Annotated in this window: 20 protein-coding genes and 1 pseudogene; 6 read left to right on the forward strand and 15 right to left on the reverse strand. The window is 50.7% G+C overall.

What is annotated here, in order from left to right:
• Positions 1–76 precede the first annotated feature (76 nt).
• The 6 genes from EDM55_RS27680 to EDM55_RS27705 all read left to right on the forward strand — a co-directional run bounded on the left by EDM55_RS27680 (position 77) and on the right by EDM55_RS27705 (position 10,103).
• Positions 77–2,686, forward strand: a complete 2,610-nt coding sequence (locus tag EDM55_RS27680) for an SLC13 family permease (RefSeq protein ID WP_170184417.1) — start codon at positions 77–79, stop codon at positions 2,684–2,686.
• A gap of 151 nt (positions 2,687–2,837) precedes the next feature.
• Entirely contained in the window at positions 2,838–3,197 is a 360-nt protein-coding gene (locus EDM55_RS27685) for a DUF3307 domain-containing protein (RefSeq protein WP_246070994.1), read from the forward strand.
• A gap of 23 nt (positions 3,198–3,220) precedes the next feature.
• On the forward strand, positions 3,221–3,904 hold the full coding sequence (locus EDM55_RS27690; RefSeq protein WP_170184416.1) for a Crp/Fnr family transcriptional regulator: 684 nt from the start codon (positions 3,221–3,223) through the stop codon (positions 3,902–3,904).
• Positions 3,905–5,707 (forward strand): CHASE2 domain-containing protein, encoded by a 1,803-nt coding sequence (locus EDM55_RS27695; protein ID WP_122961885.1) that lies wholly within the window; start codon positions 3,905–3,907, stop codon positions 5,705–5,707.
• Positions 5,708–5,726: 19 nt separating this feature from the next.
• Positions 5,727–8,843, forward strand: a complete 3,117-nt coding sequence (locus EDM55_RS27700) for an Ig-like domain-containing protein (protein WP_170184415.1) — start codon at positions 5,727–5,729, stop codon at positions 8,841–8,843.
• A gap of 54 nt (positions 8,844–8,897) precedes the next feature.
• Entirely contained in the window at positions 8,898–10,103 is a 1,206-nt protein-coding gene (locus EDM55_RS27705) for an NHL repeat-containing protein (protein ID WP_092272709.1), read from the forward strand.
• A 48-nt stretch (positions 10,104–10,151) separates the two neighbouring features.
• On the opposite strand, the pseudogene EDM55_RS27710 reads toward EDM55_RS27705, so the two are convergent.
• From EDM55_RS27710 to EDM55_RS27780, 15 genes and pseudogenes are all read right to left on the reverse strand, one after another.
• A pseudogene (locus EDM55_RS27710) lies at positions 10,152–11,541 on the reverse strand (alkaline phosphatase family protein).
• Between the two features lie 86 nt (positions 11,542–11,627).
• Positions 11,628–12,113 (reverse strand): YhcN/YlaJ family sporulation lipoprotein, encoded by a 486-nt coding sequence (locus EDM55_RS27715; RefSeq protein WP_092272712.1) that lies wholly within the window; start codon positions 12,111–12,113, stop codon positions 11,628–11,630.
• Positions 12,046–12,396 (reverse strand): stage V sporulation protein AE, encoded by a 351-nt coding sequence (gene spoVAE, locus EDM55_RS27720; RefSeq protein WP_092272715.1) that lies wholly within the window; start codon positions 12,394–12,396, stop codon positions 12,046–12,048. The genes EDM55_RS27715 and spoVAE overlap by 68 nt, the downstream gene beginning before the upstream one ends.
• The gene (spoVAD, locus tag EDM55_RS27725; RefSeq protein ID WP_092272718.1) at positions 12,393–13,418 is read right to left on the reverse strand and encodes a stage V sporulation protein AD; all 1,026 of its coding nucleotides are present in this window, start codon (positions 13,416–13,418) and stop codon (positions 12,393–12,395) included. Before spoVAD ends, spoVAE begins: the two co-directional genes overlap by 4 nt.
• A 3-nt stretch (positions 13,419–13,421) precedes the next feature.
• The gene (spoVAC, locus tag EDM55_RS27730; RefSeq protein WP_092272721.1) at positions 13,422–13,895 is read right to left on the reverse strand and encodes a stage V sporulation protein AC; all 474 of its coding nucleotides are present in this window, start codon (positions 13,893–13,895) and stop codon (positions 13,422–13,424) included.
• 14 nt (positions 13,896–13,909) lie between these two features.
• A complete protein-coding gene (locus EDM55_RS27735) occupies positions 13,910–14,770 on the reverse strand; it encodes a DUF421 domain-containing protein (protein WP_092272724.1) in 861 nt (286 codons plus the stop codon).
• 80 nt (positions 14,771–14,850) lie between these two features.
• Positions 14,851–15,057, reverse strand: a complete 207-nt coding sequence (locus EDM55_RS27740; protein ID WP_092272727.1) for a DUF1657 domain-containing protein — start codon at positions 15,055–15,057, stop codon at positions 14,851–14,853.
• 126 nt (positions 15,058–15,183) lie between these two features.
• The gene (locus tag EDM55_RS27745; RefSeq protein ID WP_122961887.1) at positions 15,184–16,293 is read right to left on the reverse strand and encodes a mandelate racemase/muconate lactonizing enzyme family protein; all 1,110 of its coding nucleotides are present in this window, start codon (positions 16,291–16,293) and stop codon (positions 15,184–15,186) included.
• A 146-nt stretch (positions 16,294–16,439) separates the two neighbouring features.
• Positions 16,440–16,913 (reverse strand): LysR family transcriptional regulator substrate-binding protein, encoded by a 474-nt coding sequence (locus EDM55_RS27750; RefSeq protein WP_122961888.1) that lies wholly within the window; start codon positions 16,911–16,913, stop codon positions 16,440–16,442.
• Positions 16,910–17,170, reverse strand: a complete 261-nt coding sequence (locus tag EDM55_RS27755; protein WP_092272737.1) for a LysR family transcriptional regulator — start codon at positions 17,168–17,170, stop codon at positions 16,910–16,912. The genes EDM55_RS27750 and EDM55_RS27755 overlap by 4 nt, the downstream gene beginning before the upstream one ends.
• A gap of 83 nt (positions 17,171–17,253) precedes the next feature.
• Entirely contained in the window at positions 17,254–18,054 is an 801-nt protein-coding gene (locus EDM55_RS27760; RefSeq protein WP_122961889.1) for a M55 family metallopeptidase, read from the reverse strand.
• Positions 18,051–18,779, reverse strand: a complete 729-nt coding sequence (locus EDM55_RS27765) for a gamma-glutamyl-gamma-aminobutyrate hydrolase family protein (RefSeq protein WP_122961890.1) — start codon at positions 18,777–18,779, stop codon at positions 18,051–18,053. The genes EDM55_RS27760 and EDM55_RS27765 overlap by 4 nt, the downstream gene beginning before the upstream one ends.
• A gap of 68 nt (positions 18,780–18,847) precedes the next feature.
• Positions 18,848–20,509 carry a peptide ABC transporter substrate-binding protein gene (locus EDM55_RS27770; RefSeq protein ID WP_122961891.1) on the reverse strand — a complete coding sequence of 554 codons (1,662 nt, stop codon included), beginning with the start codon at positions 20,507–20,509 and terminating at the stop codon, positions 18,848–18,850.
• 84 nt (positions 20,510–20,593) lie between these two features.
• A complete protein-coding gene (locus EDM55_RS27775) occupies positions 20,594–21,577 on the reverse strand; it encodes an ABC transporter ATP-binding protein (protein WP_092272749.1) in 984 nt (327 codons plus the stop codon).
• A complete protein-coding gene (locus EDM55_RS27780) occupies positions 21,577–22,575 on the reverse strand; it encodes an ABC transporter ATP-binding protein (RefSeq protein ID WP_092272752.1) in 999 nt (332 codons plus the stop codon). The genes EDM55_RS27775 and EDM55_RS27780 overlap by 1 nt, the downstream gene beginning before the upstream one ends.
• Between the last annotated feature and the right edge of the window lie 3 nt (positions 22,576–22,578).

The following is a 22,578-nucleotide window of genomic DNA, read 5'->3' on the forward strand; positions in this document are numbered from 1 at the left end:
CTGGGGTGTCATCAAAAGAAACGAATTCAACTGCATAAGCCCTGCTCCAAGCGGATCGACGGGCGGGAGGCAAAATATGGCATCGTTACAAAAAATCGGAATGTTTAAGCAATTATCCAATATAGAATTGGCCAAGCTGCTCGGGAAATTGGATCGACGTACAGTAAAAGTGGGCACGGTGCTGTTTCGCCAGGGCGATCCCGGTGACAGCCTCTACGTCATCAAGCACGGAAAGCTGGAGCTATACGTCGACGCTACGTCTGGGAGATCTCCTCAAATGATCTCTGTCCTCGGTGAAGGCGACACGCTCGGAGAAATGGCGATGCTGACGGGGGAGGCTCGATCAGCTACAGCGATCGCAGCTACGGATGCGGAGCTGTACATCATTGAACGGGAGACCTTTGAGGCTCTCGTGGAAGATTTGCCCTCCCTCTCTACCTATTTCATCCGACTGCTGTCACGGCGATTGACGACGACCAACGAGCAGCTGATGACGAACAAGGAATTGACCTCCCAAGCGATCGCAAAGGAACTGGATGACTTCCCATCTGCGCTCGTAGACCTGCTGCTGTGCTGCTCCCCTTTTCCGAGGATCAGCAGCAGGTGGCTGGCAAAGCAATTAGGAATAGACATGAAAGAAGCGCTCGAGAATGAGCCAAAGATAAGGCGGTTCATCGAGGAAGTCGATACGTCACCTGGGTGGTATTCGCTCGTACCAGATACCCGTCAAGTGATGGCTGAAATTGCCACGATACGGTATGGACATGAAGAAATCCTCGAGCAGATGTCCGAGATGCTTGATTACTATGAAGCAGCACAAGAGTGGGAAGCGGCCGTCGAGCTGTTGGGTCTGTCCGGACGTTGGTCGGAAGCACTCGAGATTGTCGATCGCGTGAAATCATCGCTCGATGCTGACAGCCATATTCGTTTGTACAAATGGCTGGATGCCTGCCCACCTGAGTATATCGTCAGCCGATTTGAACGTTTGTCGTACTGGATCACGCGCGTGGAACCGCATGCCGGGATGGCGCTTCTGGATCGCGCATGGAGCGAGCACGGCGAGCACTATACGGATGAACAATGGATCGCTACTTATGAATGGGCTGCGCACATCCAGGCTCAACTAGGCAGACACCAGCAATCCATGGAATATTTGACTCTGGCAGAAGCCAAAAAATCGGGCACAGGAAGCAGCAGTTGGGAGAGAGCTCCTGGATCTCAGCTGGTTCAACAGCAATTGGCGAGAGGACAAATTCGTAGGCTGGCCGGCAGTGCGGGCGGACTTTTTCAACGCAGCCCTCTTGGCGTATGGATAGCAGCCGTCCTTGTATTGGTCAGTTTGGCGTGCTTTCATTATGTCGATCCATTCGGTGGACTGTCCCGATCAGCTATGGATTTCATCGGAATCGGGATCGCTGCTGTCATTCTCTGGATTGTCAATGTCATTCCCGACTACATCGTCGGACTGGGCATGGTGATGGCGTGGGTGATGGGAGGGGTGGTTAGTCCCGAGGTAGCATTATCCGGCTTTGCCTCTACCACCTGGCTCTACATGATCTTCATCATGGCATTCATCGCAGCCATCACTCGCTCGGGGATCTTGTTTCGGGTGTCCCTCAATGCTTTGAAACGCTTTCCGCGACACTATCGAGGACAGCTGTGGGGAGTCGTTGCCGGTGGTATTTTGCTCAATCCGCTCATCCCTTCCTCTTCTGCCAAAGTATCGCTGGGTGTTCCCTTGGCCCGCACTTTGTCCGAATCCATGGGCTTTTCCAGCAACAGCCGTGGCGCAGCAGGCTTGGGACTTGCCTCCATGATTTTTTATGGCTTTACCGCACCTTTTGTTCTGACCGGATCCTATACCAACATGATGGCGTACGGCCTGGCTTCCATCGGCGTTCCCATCAACTGGCTCCAATGGTTCGTCTATGCCCTTCCGGCGTTCCTCGTTTTTGCAGCGGTCATGCTTGTGGTCCTGCATTTCATGTTCCGCGACGTACGCCAGGTCAGAACGATCTCTGACGATGTGCTAGACGAGCAGCTGCGCTTGCTTGGTCCATGGACGAGGACGGAGCGCATCGCCGTCATAACCACTCTCGCCAGTATCACGTTGCTCGTTCTTCAACCCTTGCACGGCATCGACAGCGCATGGGTCATGCTCATCGGCTTTGCCCCTCTCGTCGTGAGCGGCACGCTTGATCGACAAGCGGTGTCTACAGGCATTGACTGGACATTCCTGCTGTTTCTCGGCGTAGCGTTCAGCTTTGCAGGAGCCACGCAAGAGCTGGGGATCACAGATGCCCTATCCGCTTTCCTGGGAAATCACATGGCCCTGTTTCTTTCCAGTCCCGCCCTGCTCCTTTCCGTTGTCATTCTCATATCCTTTCTAGTGACACTGGTCATCCGGGACGATCCAGCCGTGATTTTGCTCGTGACAGCTCTGATGCCGCTTGCCCAGCAGGCAGGTATTCATCCTTGGATTTTTGTTTTCGTTATCTTGCTTGCTACTGATCCTTTCTTTTTCGCCTATCAGTCTCCCACTTATTTGACTGCCTACTACAGTTCAGAAGGGAAGGCTTTTACTCATCGGCAGGGACAGCAAATCGCACTTGTTTATGCGGCCGCCGTCATTTTGGCCGTTATCTTGTGTGTTCCCTACTGGAGATGGATCGGCCTTATTTCCTAATTCTCTTTTCGCTTTTGTGAATGCCGCCACATTTTTTTCTAGGAAAACCGTGTAAACTGTAGTCGGCATGCTACTATGGGATCAGATGGACCCTTCCGCTTTTCTTGGAAGGGACTCTCTTTTTCCCCAAATGGGAGGAGTTCAGTCAGCCGTGAATCATTTTAGTGCATTTGACATTCTCTTGATCGCACATCTCATTGGAGATTTTCTGCTGCAAACAGAATGGATGGCCAAGTACAAAGCCGACCGCTGGATTCCTTTACTGGCCCACTGTCTTGTCTACACCTTCTCTGTTTCCTTGCTCGCCTATCTGTTTGTTCCTGGCGGGCTGTCCTTGTGGGCGATCGTACTCGTTTTTGTTTCCCACGTGATACTCGATCGCCGCAGCTTTGTGTACTACTGGTATCGCAAAGTCATGCAAGTAACCGATGACCGAAGCAAATGGCTGATGATCATCTGCGATCAAGTATTCCATCTCATCATCTTGGGGGTGGCATTGGCGATCAGCTGAAAAAGGAGTTGTTTCGTCTACTCATGAATACTTCGCATTTCCTTCGCAATTTTCCCTTTTTTCAAGATTTGGAGGAAGATGATCTGGACAAGCTTTCTCCCCTTTTTTTGACTCGTACTTATGAGAAGGGAACAGACGTCTTCCGAGAAGGCGAGCCCGGTGATGAGCTTTACATCATTCAAAGCGGCATCGTCAAAATCTATCGGGATGACGGAGTCAGAGACGTCATTCTGGCCATTTTCCGTGATGATGATTTTTTTGGAGAAATGGCGCTATTGGAAAACGAGCAGGTACGCTCCGCTTCCGCCCAGACGCTGGAAAAAACGACGCTGTATGTCCTGAAACGCCGCGATTTTGTCTCATTGGTCTATCAGAACCCGATGATCTCTCTGCGTATTTTGCAAACGGCCCTTGACCGCTTGCGCAAGACGAACGAGATGACGATGGATCTGACCATGCGCGATGCCCGTACTCGCATTGTAAAGATGCTGCTGCGACTGACAGATAAGCATGGCATCTTTCAGAAAACGGGCGTTCTGATTGATCTGAAGCTGACTCATCAACAAATCGCCGATATGACAGGCACAGTACGCGAGACAGTAACCAAGGTATTGCTTGAGTTGCAAAATCAGCAAGTCATTCTGGTCAAGAAAAAGAAAATCTACATCTGCAATCTCGCAGAGTTCGAACGGTTGGTAGAGGCATAAATGAAAAAGACCATCTGGAAGCTCTCCTTCGCCTTAAATTTGCTGGTAGTGCTGCTCTGCGTCGCTCTTTTTTGGGGAGATGCGTTAGATAAGCTGCATTACGCTGTCTACGATTACGACATGAAACAAAGTATGACCCACGCTCCCCATGAAGACATCATCGTAATCGACATTGATCAAGAGTCCCTTGATCTGATCGGAACGTTCCCTTGGCCTCGCGATACCTACATCCCTCTATTAGAAGCTCTGGCAGAGGCAAAGGTCGTTGGATTTGACATCACCTTTACCACTAAAAGCGAAGACCCGGCAATCGATGAAGCATTTGCTGCCGAGCTGGCCAAGCATGACAACATCATCATTCCATCGGTAGTCGAGCTGGAAAGCTTTTTCCGCAAAGAAACGACGGTCATCAAAGATCAGCTCATCAAAGGTCAAGCGCTGATCAAACCGATACCGGAAATTGCTTCGGCAGCCAAGACTGCGCATATCAATGCAGCACTTGATGAGGACGGCGTGATCCGGCGCACATGGCTCATGCTCGATTCGCCTGAAGGCAAAATACCTTCTCTGGCCTACCAAATGGCGGAAATGTATGGTGCAGACGTCAAGCATTATTTGACGGATCACCCGCAGACAGAGCTGCCCATCAAGTTTGACGGCTCCACCAAGGATTTCATGAACATTCCGTTTTACATGGTGCTCAGCGGCGAGGTCCCGCCTGAAACGTTCAAGGACCGGATCGTTCTGATCGGCAATGCGGCTGCAGGGGATGATGCCCATCCGACACCGATCGATAACCATATGTATCTCGTCTATGCACACGCCAATATCATCAACCAGCTGCTGCACGATCAAACGATCACGATCGCAAACGATGGTCTCATCCTCCTGCTGATGCTACTCGTGCTTCTCCTTACTGTCTGGTTTACGTGGCGCAAAAAGCCGCCATACAGCATCGGCATGGTCATTGCTGTTTCGTTTCTTTTGCTCTATGGGCAGTGGCTTTTGTTTGATACCAAGCTGGTTTACCTTTCGCCCGTCCTTCCGCTCGTCACCTTGTTTGCTGCTTTCTTTGTCAACATCGCAGCCAAGACATATATGGAAACGCGGCAGAAGCAGTTTATCACCCGCCAGTTCGGGCGCTACATCTCACCGGAGCTAGTCCGCGAGATCGCCAAGCGCGAAGTTGAGCTGCCCCTCGGTGGTGTGAACAAGGAGCTCTCGATTCTCTTCCTGGACATTCGCGGGTTCACTCCTCTCTCGGAGAAGCTGCGGCCGGAAGAAATCGTCGACTTTCTGAACCGGATGTTTGACATGATCACCACGCAGGTCCTACATAATCACGGTACGATCGATAAATTCATTGGAGATGCAGCGATGGTCCTGTTTAACGCACCTCTCGACGTCCCCCATCACGAGTATTACGCGGTGAAGACGGCATATGACATCCAGCAGGGCATGGAGCAGGTACGCAGGGAGATCTGGGAAAAGTATCAGGTCGAAGTCAGCATTGGCATTGGTATCAATACGGGTGAGGTAGTCGTCGGCAACATCGGTTCCTACCTGCGCGTGGACTATACAGCCATCGGCGATCACGTCAATACAGCAGCGCGCATCGAGTCAAACGCCGCCGCCAATCAGATATTAGTGTCAGAAGCGACCTATGAGCGGACGCGGTCATATTTCCGCTATGCGTCTATCGGCGAGAAGCGGATGAAAGGAAAGGCAACAAGCGTCAATTTGTTTGAAGTGACTGGTTTCATAGGAGCACCGGACGAAGTGCATGTGTCCGCGAGATTGTAAAAGGGGAGGGAATCCGGAAGTGAATATAATCCTGAAAGGACATGGAGCACGTCTCCTGGCAAGCTGGCGAACTTTCCTCTTGTTCGCCGTCATCTGCTGCTTGCTTGTCGGGGGGGCAAAGACGGCGGCGGCTGCCGATACCTCACGCGTAGCGAAGGTCGATGCCGTCACAGGGAATGTTCAGGTCAAAAAAGCAGGCGGAACCAAAGCGTACAAAGCTTTTAAAAGCATGAGCCTCAATCAGGGAGACGTCATTACTACGGGTCCGAAATCGAGCATTACCATGAGCATGGATCAGTCTGCCGAGGTGACCGTCAGTGAAAATACCGTCCTCTCACTCTCAGATTTGCAGGCTGCCATCAATAGCAATCAGACAAACCTGAAAGTTTGGTCGGGGTCAGTCTTTATCAAGGTAAAGCCATTTACAAACAAACAAGACAAATTCACCATATCGACCCCTACAGCCATTATGGGAGTTCGGGGAACACAGCTGCTCGTCAGCATCGATCCGAATACGGGAAGCTCCTCTGTCTTCGTCGCATCGGGGACCGTCGCTACCCAGGCTCCAGGCAATAGCCAGATTCACAATATTTATGCGGGAATGCTGGGCAGCTACTATCCGTCAACAACTGGCGGCTCGACGCTTCCGTCTGAATCGGCTGTCTCCTTTATTCAAGATGATGATCTATTACAATCACTCTCACCTCAGATTATCGAAGCACTCATTCGCAACAAAGCTTTGATGGATCTGGAGCACGATCAGTTCATCGCTCAGCTTAAACAGCAGCTTGTAGGCTCAGCCATCCCTTCGACGCTGCAGCTGTCATCAGACGCTGATCTGAAGCGCTATCAGCAAAACCTGGAAAACCTGCTGAACGCGTTGCTGCAAACAGCGCTTGAGAAAAACATCATTTCCAAAGACGATATCGCTGATCTGATTCAAAAAGTGAATCCAGAAGTAAACCGGAAAATCGATCTCGACAAGCCGTCTGAGCTTGACTGGAATCCCAAACAGGATCAAATGCGGGATGAATGGTTGAAATTGGAGGAACAGCGAAAAAAGCAAGCGGAGGAAGCGAAGCAAAAACAAAAGGATGCATTGACAAAACAAGCAGAATTGTTGGCCAAGCTGCAGGAGCAGCGTGACAAGCTAAACAATGCAAATGAAAAAGCCAAGGAAGAGGCCATAAAAAAGGCACAAGAACAATTCAACCAAACCCATCCAGCTGCACCTGGTTCCTCCGCTGGATCTTCTGGTAGTTCAGGATCGGGCGGCTCAGGATCAGGTGGTTCTGGGTCTGGTGGGTCCGGGTCAGGCGGGTCTGGATCTGGTGGCTCTGGTGGCTCTGGTGGATCCGATAAAGATGATCCAACCATTTCATCCATCGCCCCACTCTCCCTGGAAACTTTTCTCCAACAGTCGTACACGCTTCCAGCCACTGTAGAAGCTACGATGAACAAGGGCTCGAAACGTGAGGTACCCGTTACCTGGAGCAAAAAAGCAGACACCAGCCTCACAGGAGTCTATACCTTTGAAGGAACCGTAAAAGACTACGAGCAAAAGGTGAAGGCTACGCTTACAGTCTTCGCGCGTATCGGCACACCCGTGCCTCTCATGCAGCAGCGCATCCTGTTTGAAAATGGTGTCGTCATGGACTTCGGTTCCATGAGCTTGCCTGAAAAAGCTACGGTAACGCTGCAAAACGTTTCGCCCGATTTTTCAAACGAAACACTTTCGGCGGCCGGGCCCATTATCGATTTCGTGTTCCGTGGGATCGAGATTCATGATCCTGTCACGATTTCCTTCCCTGTAAATGGGAAATCTGTACAGCAGGTCGGTATTTTCCATAGGGAAGGCGATGAAAAATGGGAGTACGTCCCGACAACAGTGGAATCCGGAATCGCTACGGCTACGGTCAATCACTTTTCTACCTACGGCGTACTGAAAGCGCCGCAGGTGGCAGCCGTGACTGCAACACCGGATGAGGGACTAGTCGATCAGGGAACAAGCATCTCCCTTGCCTCTGAGACCTCAGGGGCTACGATCTACATCAAAAAAGGGAATGAATGGAAGACATATACCCCGAGTGAACGGCTAACCGTTCCTGGGGATGGAGATAGCATCGAGGCCTACGCCTCCAAGCTCAACATGCGAGATAGCGATCCGGTCAGCTTCTCCTACAGTACCGCACAAGCAAGCGTCATGGACGGCTCCACGATCAGCGTCAGCTTTACGCAGCCTGTGGATCCGGCTTCCTATCAAGTTCGCGTATCTTCTCCCTCTACTACGCTGCCCATTGCCTTGGTAGAGCTGCATGGAGACAGCGGATTGACGATTGCTCTTGGGGTAGACACTACAGAAATGTTGATCCAAACGTACACGGTACAATTTTTCAAAGACTCCCGTTACGTGGCGCAAAGCAACTCTTTCACATTAGGAAAGGAACCGCCACCGACGCCAGTACCGTCCGTAGATGAGATCGAGATTCACCCAGATGAATACCCGGGGAGATTCTTCTGGTCAGCGCTGGAGGGCGAGCCGCGCTACCGGGTATACGTTAACAATGAAGAGATTCCTGAGCCATTCGTAAGTACAGATGGAGCGACCACTTATCTCGAGCTGCCTGAGGGATTCTTTGAACCCGACATCAGATACGTCATTAGAGTGGAAGCTTTGGATGAAGAAGGAAAGGTAATCGCGAAGGGGAAATATGCATTTACCACTGAGCCCATCGAATTGCCCGACCTGAACATCAAAGTAACGGACAAGCGTTCCAACCGAATTGAGATTACATGGACGCGGAGCTCCTTCAATGGCTGGTATCGAATTCATTTGGAGGGCGGTAATGGAGAACCTCGTTACTACGAGACTGGTGAAACCGTCTACACATTCTCCGATCTACAACCCGATACCGAGTACTCCATTTCCATTGAGGAAGTGACCGGTGACGATATTACCGGTACAGGAGAAAAAACAGTTCGGACACTAGCTGATGAGGAACCGGAAGAACCAGGTGAGGAACAGCCTGGTGAGACCGGCGGCGACCCCGGTAGCGAGCAGCCCGGCGACCCCGGCGGCGAACAGCCCGGCGAGACCGGCGGCGAAGGTGAGGTTCCTCTTCCCCCTTTGGTGTAATCGAACAGAGAACGGTCAAAATCTGCAAGTATTCAACCATAAGGAGTAATCGCTATGAAACCAACGAAACGGACGAACTGGATGGCGCCGCTCTTGATCAGTCTGTTGACGATCCAGATGGCCACTCCTGCTTTGGCGGAAGACTCCGTGCAGACAAGCCCTGCGACGCAATCCGTGTCGGTCAAGGCGGGTAACGGTCAATTTGGCGAGGACAACGGTCCAGCCCACTCAGCATCCTTTCGCTCCCCAATGGGCATCGCTTTGCATCCGGATGGGTCCGTCTATATCGCTGATACCAAAAGCCATTTGATCCGAAAGCTGTTCCAGGAAAGTCTCTCGACATACGCTGGCTTCACCTTCTCACAAGATGCTTCGGGCTACCCAGTCAGCACCCTCTATGACGGCAGCGCGAATCTATCTGTCTTTCAAGATCCGCAGGGTCTCGCGCTGGATGCCTCAGGAAATCTATTTGTCGCAGATACAGGCAATCACGCCGTTCGGAAAATTACTGTCCAAGGAGTTACCACGATTGCAGGGGATGGCGTCATGGGCAGTCGCGATGGGAAAACAGGGAGTGCGGCACGCCTCCACTCTCCAGCTGATGTGGCAGTCGCTCCGGACGGTACTGTCTACGTAGCTGACACCTTAAATCACGTCATCCGCAAGATTGCTACAGACGGAAAAGTGACGACGCTCAACAGTCCCTCCACCCGAGTCGTGGAGCTGTCCCCCGGGAATGTCGAGCCAGCCGGAGATTTCCAGGACGGACCGCTGGCAACATCCAAGTTTAACGAGCCTAGCGGAATTTGCATCGATGCCAAAGGAAATCTGTACGTCAGTGACACAGGAAACCAACGCATCCGTTACATTGACCTGCAACAAAATACGGTCTCCACTGTTGCTGGGATTACCAGCACCAAGTACGAGCCCAGCAGCCTCTATATGGCGGGTGGCTATACCGATGGAGCGGCTGAAACGGCTCAATTTCAATTCCCCAGAGGCTTGGCACTAACAGCTGACGGTGGCTTGGTCATTGCAGACAGCCAAAACCGGGTGATCCGCTACCTGCGCGACGGCATAGTCACGACATTGAGCGCAGTAAACGGGACAGCGCAAACGGTCAGCCAAACGGGGTTCTTTGCACCATCGGCTACTGCGCCCCTCCAGCTTCCTGTGGATGTGGCCGTCGATGCTTCCGGGGCGATCTGGGTAGTAGATGTATTTGGCAATACCATTCTTCAACTTCAAATCAAAAAATAACCCGCTAGATAGTTGAAAAACCCCATGCTTTCTGGGGTTTTTATCTTTTTACTTCCCCTTCTCATTCACTAATTGCAAGATCCAGTCTTTGATATCAACGATCCTCATCGTCTTTGGCAAAGTATCCGTTCCTGTCACTAGGAAGGGAACAAGTGAATCCAACTCATGCAGGGAGCCATGAGCCCCTCCTCCGATGTGAGTAGGGGAACTTTCCGTAACAACTTCATAACCGGGTTGGACCGTGACAACAGCGAATCGTCCTTCGTGAGAGTTCATTGCCCCGTACAACCTTGCCAAAACGTCGGGATACTTTCCATACTTGATCCGATTGTTCGTTACGGTAATATCTGCCATGCTCGGGTCCCCCGATATTGTCCAGAACTGACCATACTCATCTGTGGCATTTCCACCAGGACGATAGGATAACATTCTGCTGTTTTTACCTGTTGTTACCTGCACAGTGTTGCCGTCTTTTATCGCAATGAGATCAAGCTTGCTTTCCTTCTGCAAATGCTTCACGACGTCAGATAGCGGGACCTGGTCATCAATGGCATAGACATAGGCCATCCGTTCATTGGTGCGCTTGATCTGCCTTTTCGATTCCCTCTATATTAGAGACGCCCTTTCTATGCACGGCCATATCATTCTCTGGAAAATAGGCGATGGTTACGCTTGGCAATTTCTTCTGTTTGATCAGAAAAGCTGTATCGTGTGCGGAAAACAAGTTGTTCATCCCGAATTTTTTCCACATGCGGGCATTCCTGCTATTGTTCGGGTCCAGTTGCTTCATTGCTGCATAGGAAAGCAATGGCGGTCCGGTTACTTTCACTTGTTGCGGCAAAGATGTTGTGTTCGCGATCAAAGGCGGCAGTTGTAAACTGTGTTCCGTTTTTCCTCTGAAGACGATCCCATTGATGGAAGCAGATTGTTTTCCTCTTTCCGCCAATTCTTCATGGATCGTTTTCGTCTGTTTGTTCAACTGAACTTGGTTTAACTGATAAATGGCATCCATAAGTACTTGGGGCTGATCAATCTTCATGGTTTCCTTGGGCCCGTTTCCATAAAAGATCATACGGTTTTCTTTGCCGCTGAACCAAACAAGTCCTGGAACATGATGCTGATCTGCATAAGTTCCCGTCAGCATGGTGCTGTCGATCGTCACAGACATCGTAGGAAATGAGCTAACCATGTGGGGATAATATTTTCCTCTCTCCATGAGATACTGCAAGGCGGGTGCACTGCCTTTTTTTATCGCCTCGCGCAAAGGCTTATCCATTAAAGAATCAATAAGGATAATTATAACCGGCTTTGAATTGGGGGTGTCTGGAGGCTTGATGCTTTGCAGTTTTAGATCTTGTCCGGGGTATGCCCTGCAGCTCATGATTAGCAGGCTTAACGCTATCACTAACAAGAAAGAAATTTTGTGAATTCGTTTCATGGGTAACCCCTCTTTACTATAAAAATTAGCGAATCCCACCTTATTGATGAAGGATGGGATTCTATGAATATGGATATAGGGGGCTATTATCGAGGGGTTGGAAACATTCTTTGGACCATTGTGTTAAATTCCTCAAAAAATCCAGCAACCGGTTTACCTTGCCCAACATCTGTTACATACGTATTGATACGATCCACGAACTCAGGATTAGTAGACACGTACACATTTTGAATGTTTGGATCCGTGGCCCGAACCTGCTTGGCGATCTGCCCCTCCAGCTCGGGCGTCAGCTTGCCTTGATTGGTGTTCACCACCGCAGCTACATAAGCATTTCTTTGTGTTACCAGGACATTCGCTTGCCTCACACCATTGACTTTTGCGATCTTTTCTGCAGCCTGATTGGCAATTTGAATTCGGTTGTCTGTATTCACCCCTGGTTGATCCATTGCTTGCTGCGTTTGAGCTCCTGGCTTCTGAGAGGGAAAATGAAAAGTCCTGGCTCCATCAACCCTTTGGCCGGAACAGAAGTGCCATGAAAAAACCAAATATAATCGCTGCCGATATTCCTGCACTTGTCACTTCAAAAATACCTGTGACAACGCCTATTACTCCATGCTGCTGGGCCTCCGCCATTGCTCCATGAACCAAAGCGTTTCCAAAACTTGTAATAGGCACAGTAGCGCCCGCTCCCGCAAACTTGATCAATGGATCATATAAACCGACACCATCCAGCACTGCTCCTGCTACGACCAAGGATGACATGGTATGCGCTGGGGTCAATTTCACTACATCGATGAGGAACTGTCCGATCAAGCAAATGGTTCCTCCTACTAGAAACGCCCAAAAAAACGTCATACTCCCCCTCCTGACAGTTGTTCAGCTTCAATCGCTACGGCGTGGGCAATGCAGGGTATGCTTTCTCCCTGCTGGTAAGAAATAGGAGAGAGTAAAGCTCCCGTTGCAACGACCAGAATTCGCTTCCATTCGCCTTCTTTCATACGGCGCAACAGATGCCCGTATGTGACAGTAGCACAACATCCGCATCCGCTTCCTCCCGACCACACATTGGGATTATCCCCGTAAATCAACATGCCGCAGTCCACATATCGTTCCAAAGGAATAAAAACGTTGTGTTTCGGCAGCAGCTCAGACAAGATGGAATGGCCCACCTTGCCCAAGTCGCCTGTAACCACCAGGTCGTAATGGTCGTGCGGAAGCTGCAAATCCCGAAAATGCGTTTCCAATGTTGACAAGGCTGCGGGCGCCATTGCTCCTCCCATGTTAAACGGATCAGACATGCCCATATCTACAATTCTGCCGATCGTGGCAGCTTGAATTCGCGGTCCGTTTCCCTGACTTGCCACTACAGCCGCTCCCGCTCCCGTAACGGTCCACTGTGCGGTTGGCGGTTTTTGCGAGCCGTACTCTGTCGGATAGCGATACTGTTTTTCCGCCGCCGCATTGTGACTGCTCGTAGCAGCCAAGACATAATCTGCCGACCGGCTGTCGACCAGCTGAGCTGCCAATGCCAAGCCCTCCATCGAAGTTGAGCAAGCTCCGAAGATCCCGAGGAAAGGAATCGCAAGTGTACGGGCAGAAAAATTAGCGGAAATGCTCTGATTCATTAAATCGCCAGCCAGCATAAAGTGAATCTTCTCTTTCGTTAAACCCGCTTTTTCTATCGCTTTATCGCAGGCTTCTTCCAGTAATACTCGTTCAGCCTTCTCCCAACTGTCCTGTCCGATCATAAGGTGACCGTGAAGCGTATCAAAATCATCGGCAAGCGGTCCTTGAGCCTCAAAGGGGCCGCCTATCGCCGAACTGCCGGCAATCACCGGCTTTGTAGAAAACACCCATGACTGGTGACCCTGGCGCATCCTTCATCCTCCCATTTTTATCAGAGTTTTGATCAATCCAATGAGAAAGGCTGCACCGACCCCAAACAAGATGACGGAACCCGCCAGCTTGAACATGTTTCCCCCCACTCCAAGCACGAGTCCTTCGCTTCGATGGTCGATTGCCGCAGAGGCGATGGAATTCGCAAACCCCGTCACCGGGACGCTTGTTCCCGCTCCTGCCCACTGGCCAATCCGGTCATACAACCCGATTCCGGTCAACAACGCCGAAATAAAAATGAGCACGGCCACTGTCGGATTGCCTGCCGTTTTTTCGGTAAAATGAAAGTAGTGGATGAACATCTCTTGCAAGGCTTGCCCGATCAGACAAATGACTCCTCCTACGAGAAAAGCCCTGGTAAAATTGCTTAAGAGCGGGCGGGGAGGCTCATGTTTTTTTGCCAGCTCCTGATATTCCTGCTGTACCAACGTCAGTTTTTTCTTTTTCTGGTCAGCCATCTCGTTCACTCCCGTCAGCGTATCAACAACGGTTTGATCTGGTCGATCACATCTTGAAGTTCCTCTGAATCTATCCGGTAAGCCAGCTTCATCCGCCTGTCCTTGGTTTCCAATGCGAAAAGTTCTAAGTCTGCCTGGCACTTTTTCAGCGTGGCGAACGTCAGCTTCATTTCCGTTGGCTGAGGTACCTGCAGTTTATCGTCATACAAGTCAAGGTACAGTTGCCCTCCCTTGTCAACCTGACCGAGAAAGACATTTTCCAGCGCTACTCCTGCTTTCTCCAGTTCAGCCCTCACCCAGTTGCGGTTCAATCCAATCGTAGCGAGAGGTTCGTCCATGATGGCACCGTCCATGATGACAGCCTGTGGTTCTTCTGCTGGAGAGACCGTTAACTCAAGGTGTTGCGGCGTTATAGGCTGATGCTGCGATTTGAGCAGCACACTCAGTTCTCCACTCGATTCCATCAAGGCAAATTCAACGTCTGCCACCCTGAACACGTTTTTCATCCGCAGATGCTCCAGCAAGTCTTCCGTTGTCAGCCGCTCGCTTTTCAGATTATCTTCCAGAACCTTCCCGTCCTTGATCAAAATGGTAGCATTGCCTTCCACCACATTGCGAATGACCTTGCTTTTCAGAGAGAGCCATTCAAGCAAAACTGGAAACAAAGCAAAAATGGTAAGGGCGATCAAGCTGTGATGAATGGGGCCGTCCATTTCCATAGCCATGAACCCTGCGATCGAGCCGATGGTAATCCCGACGATGTACTCGATGTATGTAAGCTGGCGAATTTGTCTTTTACCAATCAATTTCGTCAAGATAAACAAATAGGCAACAGCCCCGATGGACCTCAAGGCAATATTCAACCAATCAGGCATGTTCCATCGACCTCCAAAATTCCTGCAGGATCAGGAAGAGGAGGGAGCTCCCCCCCTTCCTGGCACTTGGTTGGAAGCAATTAGAATCCTTTATATTGCGGTTCTTCGTTTTCGAGTTCTGTCACACGTTGTTCCAGACTAGAGAGGATTGACTTCGTTTGTTCAGCGGCTTGTGTATACAATTGTTTAGCCTGCTGATTTTGGGTGTTGAGCGCAAACGTTTCCAGATTCGCTTGTGCGCCTTTTAAGCTTGCCAACGTCTGTTTAACTTGGGATGCTACTGTCATTTTTATCACCTCCTCCTACTACTCTAAGATTCAATCATTCTCAAAAATTTATCCTCCACAGTTGACCTCCCCAAACAAAAAAGCGCACCCCAAATTTTGGTATCATGGGGTGCGCTTTATCCTAATTCATTCAATTCTCGCAAACTGGCTGCTCAAACGATGTATAAGCTCCTCGTCTACATCCACACCTAATCCCGGCGATTCATCGAGAATCAGCTCATTTTTTTGATAGGTCAGTACTCCGAAGTCCTGGGAGAACATCAGGGGGCCAACCATTTCATTGGAGAAAATCATTTCTTTTGCAAGAGAGAGATGCGCTCCGGCAGCGGTCGCTATGGCGGATTCTACCATGGAACCGACCTGACAGCGCATTCCCGCCATTTCGGCTTGGGCAACCAGCTTGCATGCCGGATAGAGCCCCCCGCACTTCATCAGCTTGATGTTGATTAAGTCTGCTGCCTGCTTGTCGATGATTTCACGCATTTCTTTTTCCCCGTGCAGCCCTTCGTCTACCATGACGGGAATGATGGTCTTTCTTCTGACGTCTGCCAAGCCAAACAAATCGTCTGCTAGGACTGGCTGTTCGATCCATTCCATCTGACAATCCTCGACCTGCCTGAGTACCCGCATCGCCGTAGCTGCATTGCCCCAGCCCTGGTTGGCATCCACGCGCAGCTGGATGTCCTCGCCGATCGCCTCCCGCACAGCCCGAATTCGCTTCACATCGACAGCGGGGTCTGTACCCACCTTGATCTTGATGCTCGTATAGCCTTCGGAAACAGCATGTGCAGCTTGTCTTGCCATCTCTTCCGGTGCCAGGATGCTGACGACACACGGAACCGTCAACGTCGCATGCGATTTGCCCCCCAGCAGATTGTAGACAGGCTGGTTCGCCGCTTTCCCCATGATGTCGTAGCAGGCAATATCGATCGCTGCCTTTGCCGTCGGCGCGTGGTAAACCGCATTGGACATGAGCCGGTGAATTCTTTCGATATGGAATGGATTTTCTCCGATGAGCAAGGGCGCGATGTCATTTACCAGCATCTGATACGTGCTGGAAAAGGTCTCTCCCGTCACATGGGAGTCAGGCATGCCTTCCCCATACCCGATCACTCCTGTATCCGTTGTCATTTTTACAATAATACTCGGCAGCTCATGATACGCATCGTACGCCACGATAAACGGCCGCAGCAGGGGAAGCTGGGTCGCGAACACTTCGATTGATACGATTTTCATAAAATCCCTCCTCCGTTTTTTCTTCGGATGCTTCTGATTTCATAGTAGTCCATCTCGGTGGGGATGAAAAATGAGGTTGTCCAATGGTAACTATTAAAAAAGCAAAAGAAAAAGACGATCTCGGACTTTACCGAAAATCGCCTTGCTCACACGCGAAATGTGGTCTGCTTGACCTCTTCCTCAATAATGACGTCGCTGATCAGGGCGATGCCTGTTTGCGACAGGACGGCACGCTTGATCGCTTCCTCACTCCCGCATTCAATCGTGGAAGCAGGCTTGCACTGGATCTCGTCTAGACACTCTTTAATGACCCCTTCCAAGTCGTAGGTAATGAAGGGATATACCTGGAAAAGCTCAGAAGCGCTGCGGGACTTGACCATCTGCGGATGGGCGACAAGCACCAGATCCTCTTGATCAATCAAAATCTCCTCGATTCCCGGCCGATTGCACTTCCCGGCAACGATGCCAATATCCGCTTGGTTGGCCTCTACCAGCTTGATCGTCTCCTTGCTGTTGTAGCAAAGCAGCTTCATCTGCACTTGCGGGTGAAGATTGAGGTAAATGCTCAGCAGCTGTGATAAATAGTAGCTGCAGTAAAATTCCGGCGCTGCTACGATCAATTTGCCGTTTGGCTTCTCCGCTCCAGCTCCTCCAGATTCTGAAACAGTTTGTCGGTATGCTTTTTCAAAAGCTTGCCTGTCGGGGTCAGAAAGGTCCGCTTCCCTACCCGGTTTAGGAGGGTGTGACCGATATCCCGCTCCAACGCCTGAATCTGCAAGGTAATGGTCGGCTGTGAGTAACGCAGGATTTCCGCCGCTTTTGTGAGGTTGAGACATTCTGCCACCACATGAAATGTCTTTAATTGACGAAGTTCCATCTGCTTTCCTCTCTTTTTGTCTGGATCAGACCTAACAACAAAGCTGCCCCTAAGCCGAAATCGACCAAGGGACAGCCCAGAGCTTACAAAACGAAAAACAAAAAGCGCAGCACTTCCATGTAATCGTTCGTTTCAAACTCAACCGTCTTGTGACCCGTCTGTTTTGCACCCGGATAGAAGGAGCCGCTGTATGCATGATAATGCTCACGGAAAGCGATCTCGACACGGTAGGATTCCGGTAATTTCACCAGGTATTGGGAGAGGTCATCTCCCACAACGGCTTCGACCTGCTCCTTGATCTTCTTCAACGCCAGATCAGGATGAATGGATAGCGAAGCGTTGCCGATTCCTTCGCTCACTGGCACCGTTTTGATGTTTGGATTCAGCTTCTGGGCATCCTCACAAATCATCTTGTCACCCGTAGCAAGCAGGACGGGAACCCCTTTATACGCTGCGATGTACGTGTTGATCGTCAGCTCGCTGGCGATTTCCCCATTGATTTTGACATGCTCATTTCGCATGTTCATGGTGTGCGCCAGAGGATTGCCGTTTTTGCCGCCTGCGGAGTGGTAGCCGATCAGGAAAACACCATCGAAGCTTTCATCCAAGCCTGCCATCATACTGAACGGATCATTGGTCCACCCACGCAAAATTCTGACTTGCTCGGGCAGCTTGGACGGATCCAGGTTGCGCGCAGTACTATGCGCGTCCTTTACGAGAATGTCTTCCACCCCAGCAGCGAGTGCTGCCTCGCACGCAGCATTCACTTCTTTGGTCATTTGCTCCGTAAAATATTTGCTGAATGATTTCTCGATGTCTGCCTCGTTCCAGTTGGTAATGCCGGTGATGCCTTCGATATCGGCGCTGATGAACAGCTTCTTCATACAGATACCCCCTTTTGTTTGAAAACAAGAGATTCCTGAATAAACTGACGGAATAGCGCAAGGAACATCGGATGGCGCTTGGTCATGCATTCCGGATGCCATTGAACCCCTAGCAAGAATTGATCCTCCGTGCTTTCTACTGCTTCTACAATACCATCTTCTGAATAAGCTGTCGCTACGAGATTTGTCCCTAGATCCTTCACAGACTGGTGGTGAAAGGAGTTCGTAAAAATCCGCTCTTCTCCAAAGATTTCATAGAGCTTCGTGTCCTTTTTGATCTGTATGGAATGATAGAGTTCATCGGATGCCGTCTGCTTCGGATAGTGCCCCAGCGTACCCGGGATTTGGCTGTGGATATCCTGGTAGAGCGTTCCTTTTAAAGCGACGTTGATCAGCTGGATCCCCCGGCATATACCGAGGATCGGCATCTTTTGGTCATAGGCGCTTTTGAATAGGGAAAGCTCGTAGTCATCCCGGATAGATGATTGGGAGTGCAGCTCCTTGACCGGGTTCTCTCCATAGTAATAAGGAGCAATGTCATTTCCGCCGGTAAAAACAATCCCGTCTACTAACTCTATGTATTCCTCGTAGCTCGTCTTTTGATCCAGAATGGGAATGGTGACGGGAATGCCGCCAGCCGCATAAATCGAATCCGTGTAATTTCGACTGACCGTGCTGTACATCGTGTCTGATAAATAGGTGGTAATGCCGATAACAGGTTTCATGGCTCTGTCTCCCTCACGAGGGCAGGGCCGAAAAGCAGCTGCTCCCCGACCCTTCCTCATTCAAATGTTTATTCTACGTGCGCGTATTCAAAGATCGTGTGACCGATGTAGTTTTTCAGAACACCTTTGACATTTGGCTTCGCCAGGAACTGGTCTTCATAGAAGCGCAGCGGCATCAGAGGCATTTCGTCTGCCAGGATTTTTTCTGCCTTCGCATAGTTTTCCATCCGTTTTGCCTGGTCGGAAATTTTGCGGTTTTCGTCCAGCAATCGGTCGTACTCTGGATTGCTCCAGCGGATGTCGTCCGATGCGTTCACGCTCTCGAAAATATCAAGGTTTGTCATCGGGTCTGGATAGTCTCCTGTCCAACCATCGCTGGCGATGTTGAAGCTGCCGTTTTCGATTTCATCCCAATACACTTTCGATTCGAAGGTTTCGATATTGACGTTTACACCCAGGTTTTGCTTCCACATACTTTGCAGGGCTTGCGCGATGTCTTTGTCGGACTGGCTCGCCATGACGATCATCGTGATCTCCGGAATTCCCTGGCCGTCTGGATAGCCTGCTTCTGCCAACAGCTTTTTCGCCTCGTCGACGTTTTCTGTGAACATGTTGCCTGCTACATCGCGGTATTCCTTGTCTTTTTGCACGCCGTCCGGAATCCCGTACGGAACAAAGCCGAATGCAGGTTTTTCTACAGATTGGACGATGCTCTTGATGATCTGCTCGCGGTTGATGGCCATGCTGAAGGCTTTCCGTACTTTGGCATCATCAAATGGCTTCTTGGATGCGTTGAAATCGAAGTACTGCATCCCGATACGAGGAACGGAGAAGAACTCAGGTGTGTTCTCGAATCGCTTCATCCCTTCTGGCGTCATGTTGTCGGATACTTGAATCTCGTCGTTCGTGTACGCTGCCAGCTCAGCCTCGCTAGACTCGATAAATACGATTTCCAGCGTATCCAGCTTCACTTTGTCCGCTTCGAGGTAGTTTGGATTTTTCTTCAGCACATATTTTTCTTTCGGCTTCAGCTCGCTCAGCACGAATGGCCCTGTGGTCAAATACGTCTCGGGAGATTTCGTCCAGCCTTCTTTTTCCACGGCATCCTTGCGAACTGGATAATAAGCTGTTACGCACAAGAGCTCCAGGAAGTACGGAGTCGGGCTTTCCAGTGTTACTTCGAGCGTGGATTCATCCACGGCTTTTACACCTACCTCATCCGCCGATGCTTTCTTCTCGTTGTAGGCTTTTCCGTTTTTGAGGTAGTACAGGTAGAAGGCTGCACCGGAAGCGACATCCGGGTTCAGTACGCGTTTCCAGGAGTATTCAAAGTCCTGCGCGGTTACCGGCTTTCCATCGGACCATTTGGCATTTTTGTTGAGCTTGAAGGTGTACTTCGTTCCTGTCGAATCCAGCTCGTAGCTTTCTGCGAGGGATGGTACAGGTTTTTTCCCGGATTCATCGATTTTATAAAGGCCTCTAAACAGGTTTTGCAGCACGATGGAGGAACGCGCATACACGTTCAGTGTCGGGTCCATTTCCTCTGGTTCCTTGCTCAATGCATAAATAATTTTTTGCTCTACTGCCGGTTTTTCTGCTGTTGCCTGTGGAGCTGCCTGTTGCTGACCTTGTGGTGCCGTCGTGCCGGAGCTGCTGGAACTGCTGCAGCCTGCTGTGACGGATGTGATCGCCAAAAGTGCAGCGAGCACCAAGCCCATCTTCTTTTTCATACTCGTCCCCCCATTTTTGTAAATATTATATGAGCCGTCCCAAAAGAGACCGCATTCATATCGAGTGGAATGGAATCTGCAGCGTTACTCAATCAGATGGCACGCCACCATGTGTCCATTTCCCATATCCCGCAGCTTGGGCGTTTCCTCTGCGCATTTGCTCATGGCATACGGGCAGCGCGTCCGGAACGTACAGCCGCTCGGCGGATTCATCGGGCTCGGTACGTCTCCCTGGAGGTGAATCCGTTCGCTTTGCTCGGCGGTATCCGGGTCTGCGATCGGGACGGCTGACAGGAGTGCTCGCGTATACGGATGCTGCATGTTCGTATACAGCTCGTTTACATCGGCGTATTCGACCAGACTCCCCAGGTACATAACGCCTACTTTGTGAGAGATGTGTCGCACCATGGACAGGTCGTGGGACACAAACAAATAGGTCAGCCCAAATCGCTCCTGCAATTCCTCCAGCATATTGACCACCTGCGCCTGGATCGATACGTCCAGAGCGGAAATCGGCTCGTCACAAACGATAAACTCCGGTTCAACAGCCAGCGCCCGGGCGATGCCAATCCTTTGCCGCTGACCTCCCGAAAACTCATGCGGGTAGCGATTGAGGTGGTCAGCTTTCAGTCCGACCAGCTCGATTAGCTCTTTGACCCGATCTATCCGGTCTTTGCCCTGGTAGATGTTGTGTACAACCAGCGGGTCTCCGACGATCTCCGCGATGGTCAAGCGAGGATCGAGCGATGCGTACGGGTCCTGGAAAATCATTTGCATCTTTTTCCGGTACGGCATCATCTCTTTATGCTTCAAGCTGCTGATGGACTTTCCATCGTACAAGATATCTCCGCCGGTCGGTTCATACAGCTTCAGCAAGGTTCTTCCGATGGTTGATTTGCCACAGCCAGACTCTCCAACCAGCCCAAAGGTTTCCCCTTTCGAGATGGTAAAGCTCACGTCGTCCACCGCTTTCAGCAGGGTAGAGCTGCGGCCAAAAAAGCTTTTTTGCACTTCAAAGTACTTCTTCAGATTTCGTACCTCTACGAGACTTTGTTTGGCTTTTCCCATTAGCTGATCACCTCTTTCGCATGAGGAGCTGCTTTCGGGTGCATCAGCCAGCACGCCGCTTGATGCGTATCGGATAGTGAAATCTGCTGCGGAGGAAGCTTTTCACAGATTTTCATCGCATGTGGACATCTGGCTGTAAATGCACATCCTTGCGGCGGCCGCAGCAAATCAGGCGGACTGCCCGGGATGGAGATGAGCTTTTTCTTCTCGCCCTCGGAAAATTGCGGAATCGAGCGAAGCAGCCCCCACGTGTATGGATGCTTGGGCTCATAAAAGATCTCCCGCGTCGTCCCCTGCTCGACAATCGTCCCCCCGTACATCACGACGATTCGGTTGCACATGTTCGCAATCACGCCGAGGTCATGGGTAATCATGACGATGGACACATCCATCTTGTTGCGAAGATCGCGCATGAGGTCGAGAATTTGTGCCTGTATCGTTACGTCCAGCGCCGTCGTAGGCTCGTCGGCTATCAGCAGCTTCGGCGAACAGGACAGCGCGATGGCGATCATGACCCGCTGCCTCATCCCCCCGGAAAATTCGTGAGGATACTGCTTCAGCCTGCTTTCTGGGCTCGGAATTTCGACGGTCCGCAAAATTTCGATCGCTTTTTTTCGCGCCTCTTCCTTGGACAGCTTTTGGTGAATTCGCAGCGGCTCCATGATCTGCTCCCCGATCGTGAAGAGCGGATTTAATGAAGTCATCGGGTCCTGAAAGATCATGCCGATGTCATTTCCGAGCATTTTCCTCATGGCTTTTTGGTCTGTTTTGACAAGCTCGATCCCATCGAATAGAACGCTGTCCGCTTCCAGCTTGGCGTTGGACGGCAAAAGCTTTAAAAGAGAGAGCATCGACACGCTTTTACCCGAGCCGGATTCTCCTACGATGCCGATCGACTCGCCCTTGTTCACGTGAAAGGAAATACCCCGGACTGCCTGTACCTGTCCTGCTTCGATATGAAAGGTCGTTCTCAGATTTTGAACATCGAGTAATTTCACGTT

This window comes from Brevibacillus centrosporus (assembly GCF_003710815.1).
Taxonomy (GTDB): Bacteria; Bacillota; Bacilli; order Brevibacillales; family Brevibacillaceae; genus Brevibacillus; species Brevibacillus centrosporus.

Excerpts from the sequence above, each read along its gene's own strand:
- EDM55_RS27760 (WP_122961889.1), bottom strand. The coding sequence starts at position 18,054 with ATGAAGAAGCTGTTCATCAGCGCCGATATCGAAGGCATCACCGGCATT.
- spoVAD (WP_092272718.1), bottom strand. The coding sequence starts at position 13,418 with ATGCGCCAGGGTCACCAGTCATGGGTGTTTTCTACAAAGCCGGTGATT.
- EDM55_RS27695 (WP_122961885.1), top strand. The coding sequence starts at position 3,905 with ATGAAAAAGACCATCTGGAAGCTCTCCTTCGCCTTAAATTTGCTGGTA.
- EDM55_RS27745 (WP_122961887.1), bottom strand. The coding sequence starts at position 16,293 with ATGAAAATCGTATCAATCGAAGTGTTCGCGACCCAGCTTCCCCTGCTG.
- EDM55_RS27735 (WP_092272724.1), bottom strand. The coding sequence starts at position 14,770 with ATGCCTGATTGGTTGAATATTGCCTTGAGGTCCATCGGGGCTGTTGCC.
- EDM55_RS27705 (WP_092272709.1), top strand. The coding sequence starts at position 8,898 with ATGAAACCAACGAAACGGACGAACTGGATGGCGCCGCTCTTGATCAGT.
- spoVAE (WP_092272715.1), bottom strand. The coding sequence starts at position 12,396 with ATGACGTTTTTTTGGGCGTTTCTAGTAGGAGGAACCATTTGCTTGATC.
- EDM55_RS27770 (WP_122961891.1), bottom strand. The coding sequence starts at position 20,509 with ATGAAAAAGAAGATGGGCTTGGTGCTCGCTGCACTTTTGGCGATCACA.
- EDM55_RS27765 (WP_122961890.1), bottom strand. The coding sequence starts at position 18,779 with ATGAAACCTGTTATCGGCATTACCACCTATTTATCAGACACGATGTAC.
- EDM55_RS27775 (WP_092272749.1), bottom strand. The coding sequence starts at position 21,577 with ATGGGAAAAGCCAAACAAAGTCTCGTAGAGGTACGAAATCTGAAGAAG.
- EDM55_RS27740 (WP_092272727.1), bottom strand. The coding sequence starts at position 15,057 with ATGACAGTAGCATCCCAAGTTAAACAGACGTTGGCAAGCTTAAAAGGC.
- spoVAC (WP_092272721.1), bottom strand. The coding sequence starts at position 13,895 with ATGGCTGACCAGAAAAAGAAAAAACTGACGTTGGTACAGCAGGAATAT.
- EDM55_RS27690 (WP_170184416.1), top strand. The coding sequence starts at position 3,221 with ATGAATACTTCGCATTTCCTTCGCAATTTTCCCTTTTTTCAAGATTTG.
- EDM55_RS27680 (WP_170184417.1), top strand. The coding sequence starts at position 77 with ATGGCATCGTTACAAAAAATCGGAATGTTTAAGCAATTATCCAATATA.
- EDM55_RS27755 (WP_092272737.1), bottom strand. The coding sequence starts at position 17,170 with ATGGAACTTCGTCAATTAAAGACATTTCATGTGGTGGCAGAATGTCTC.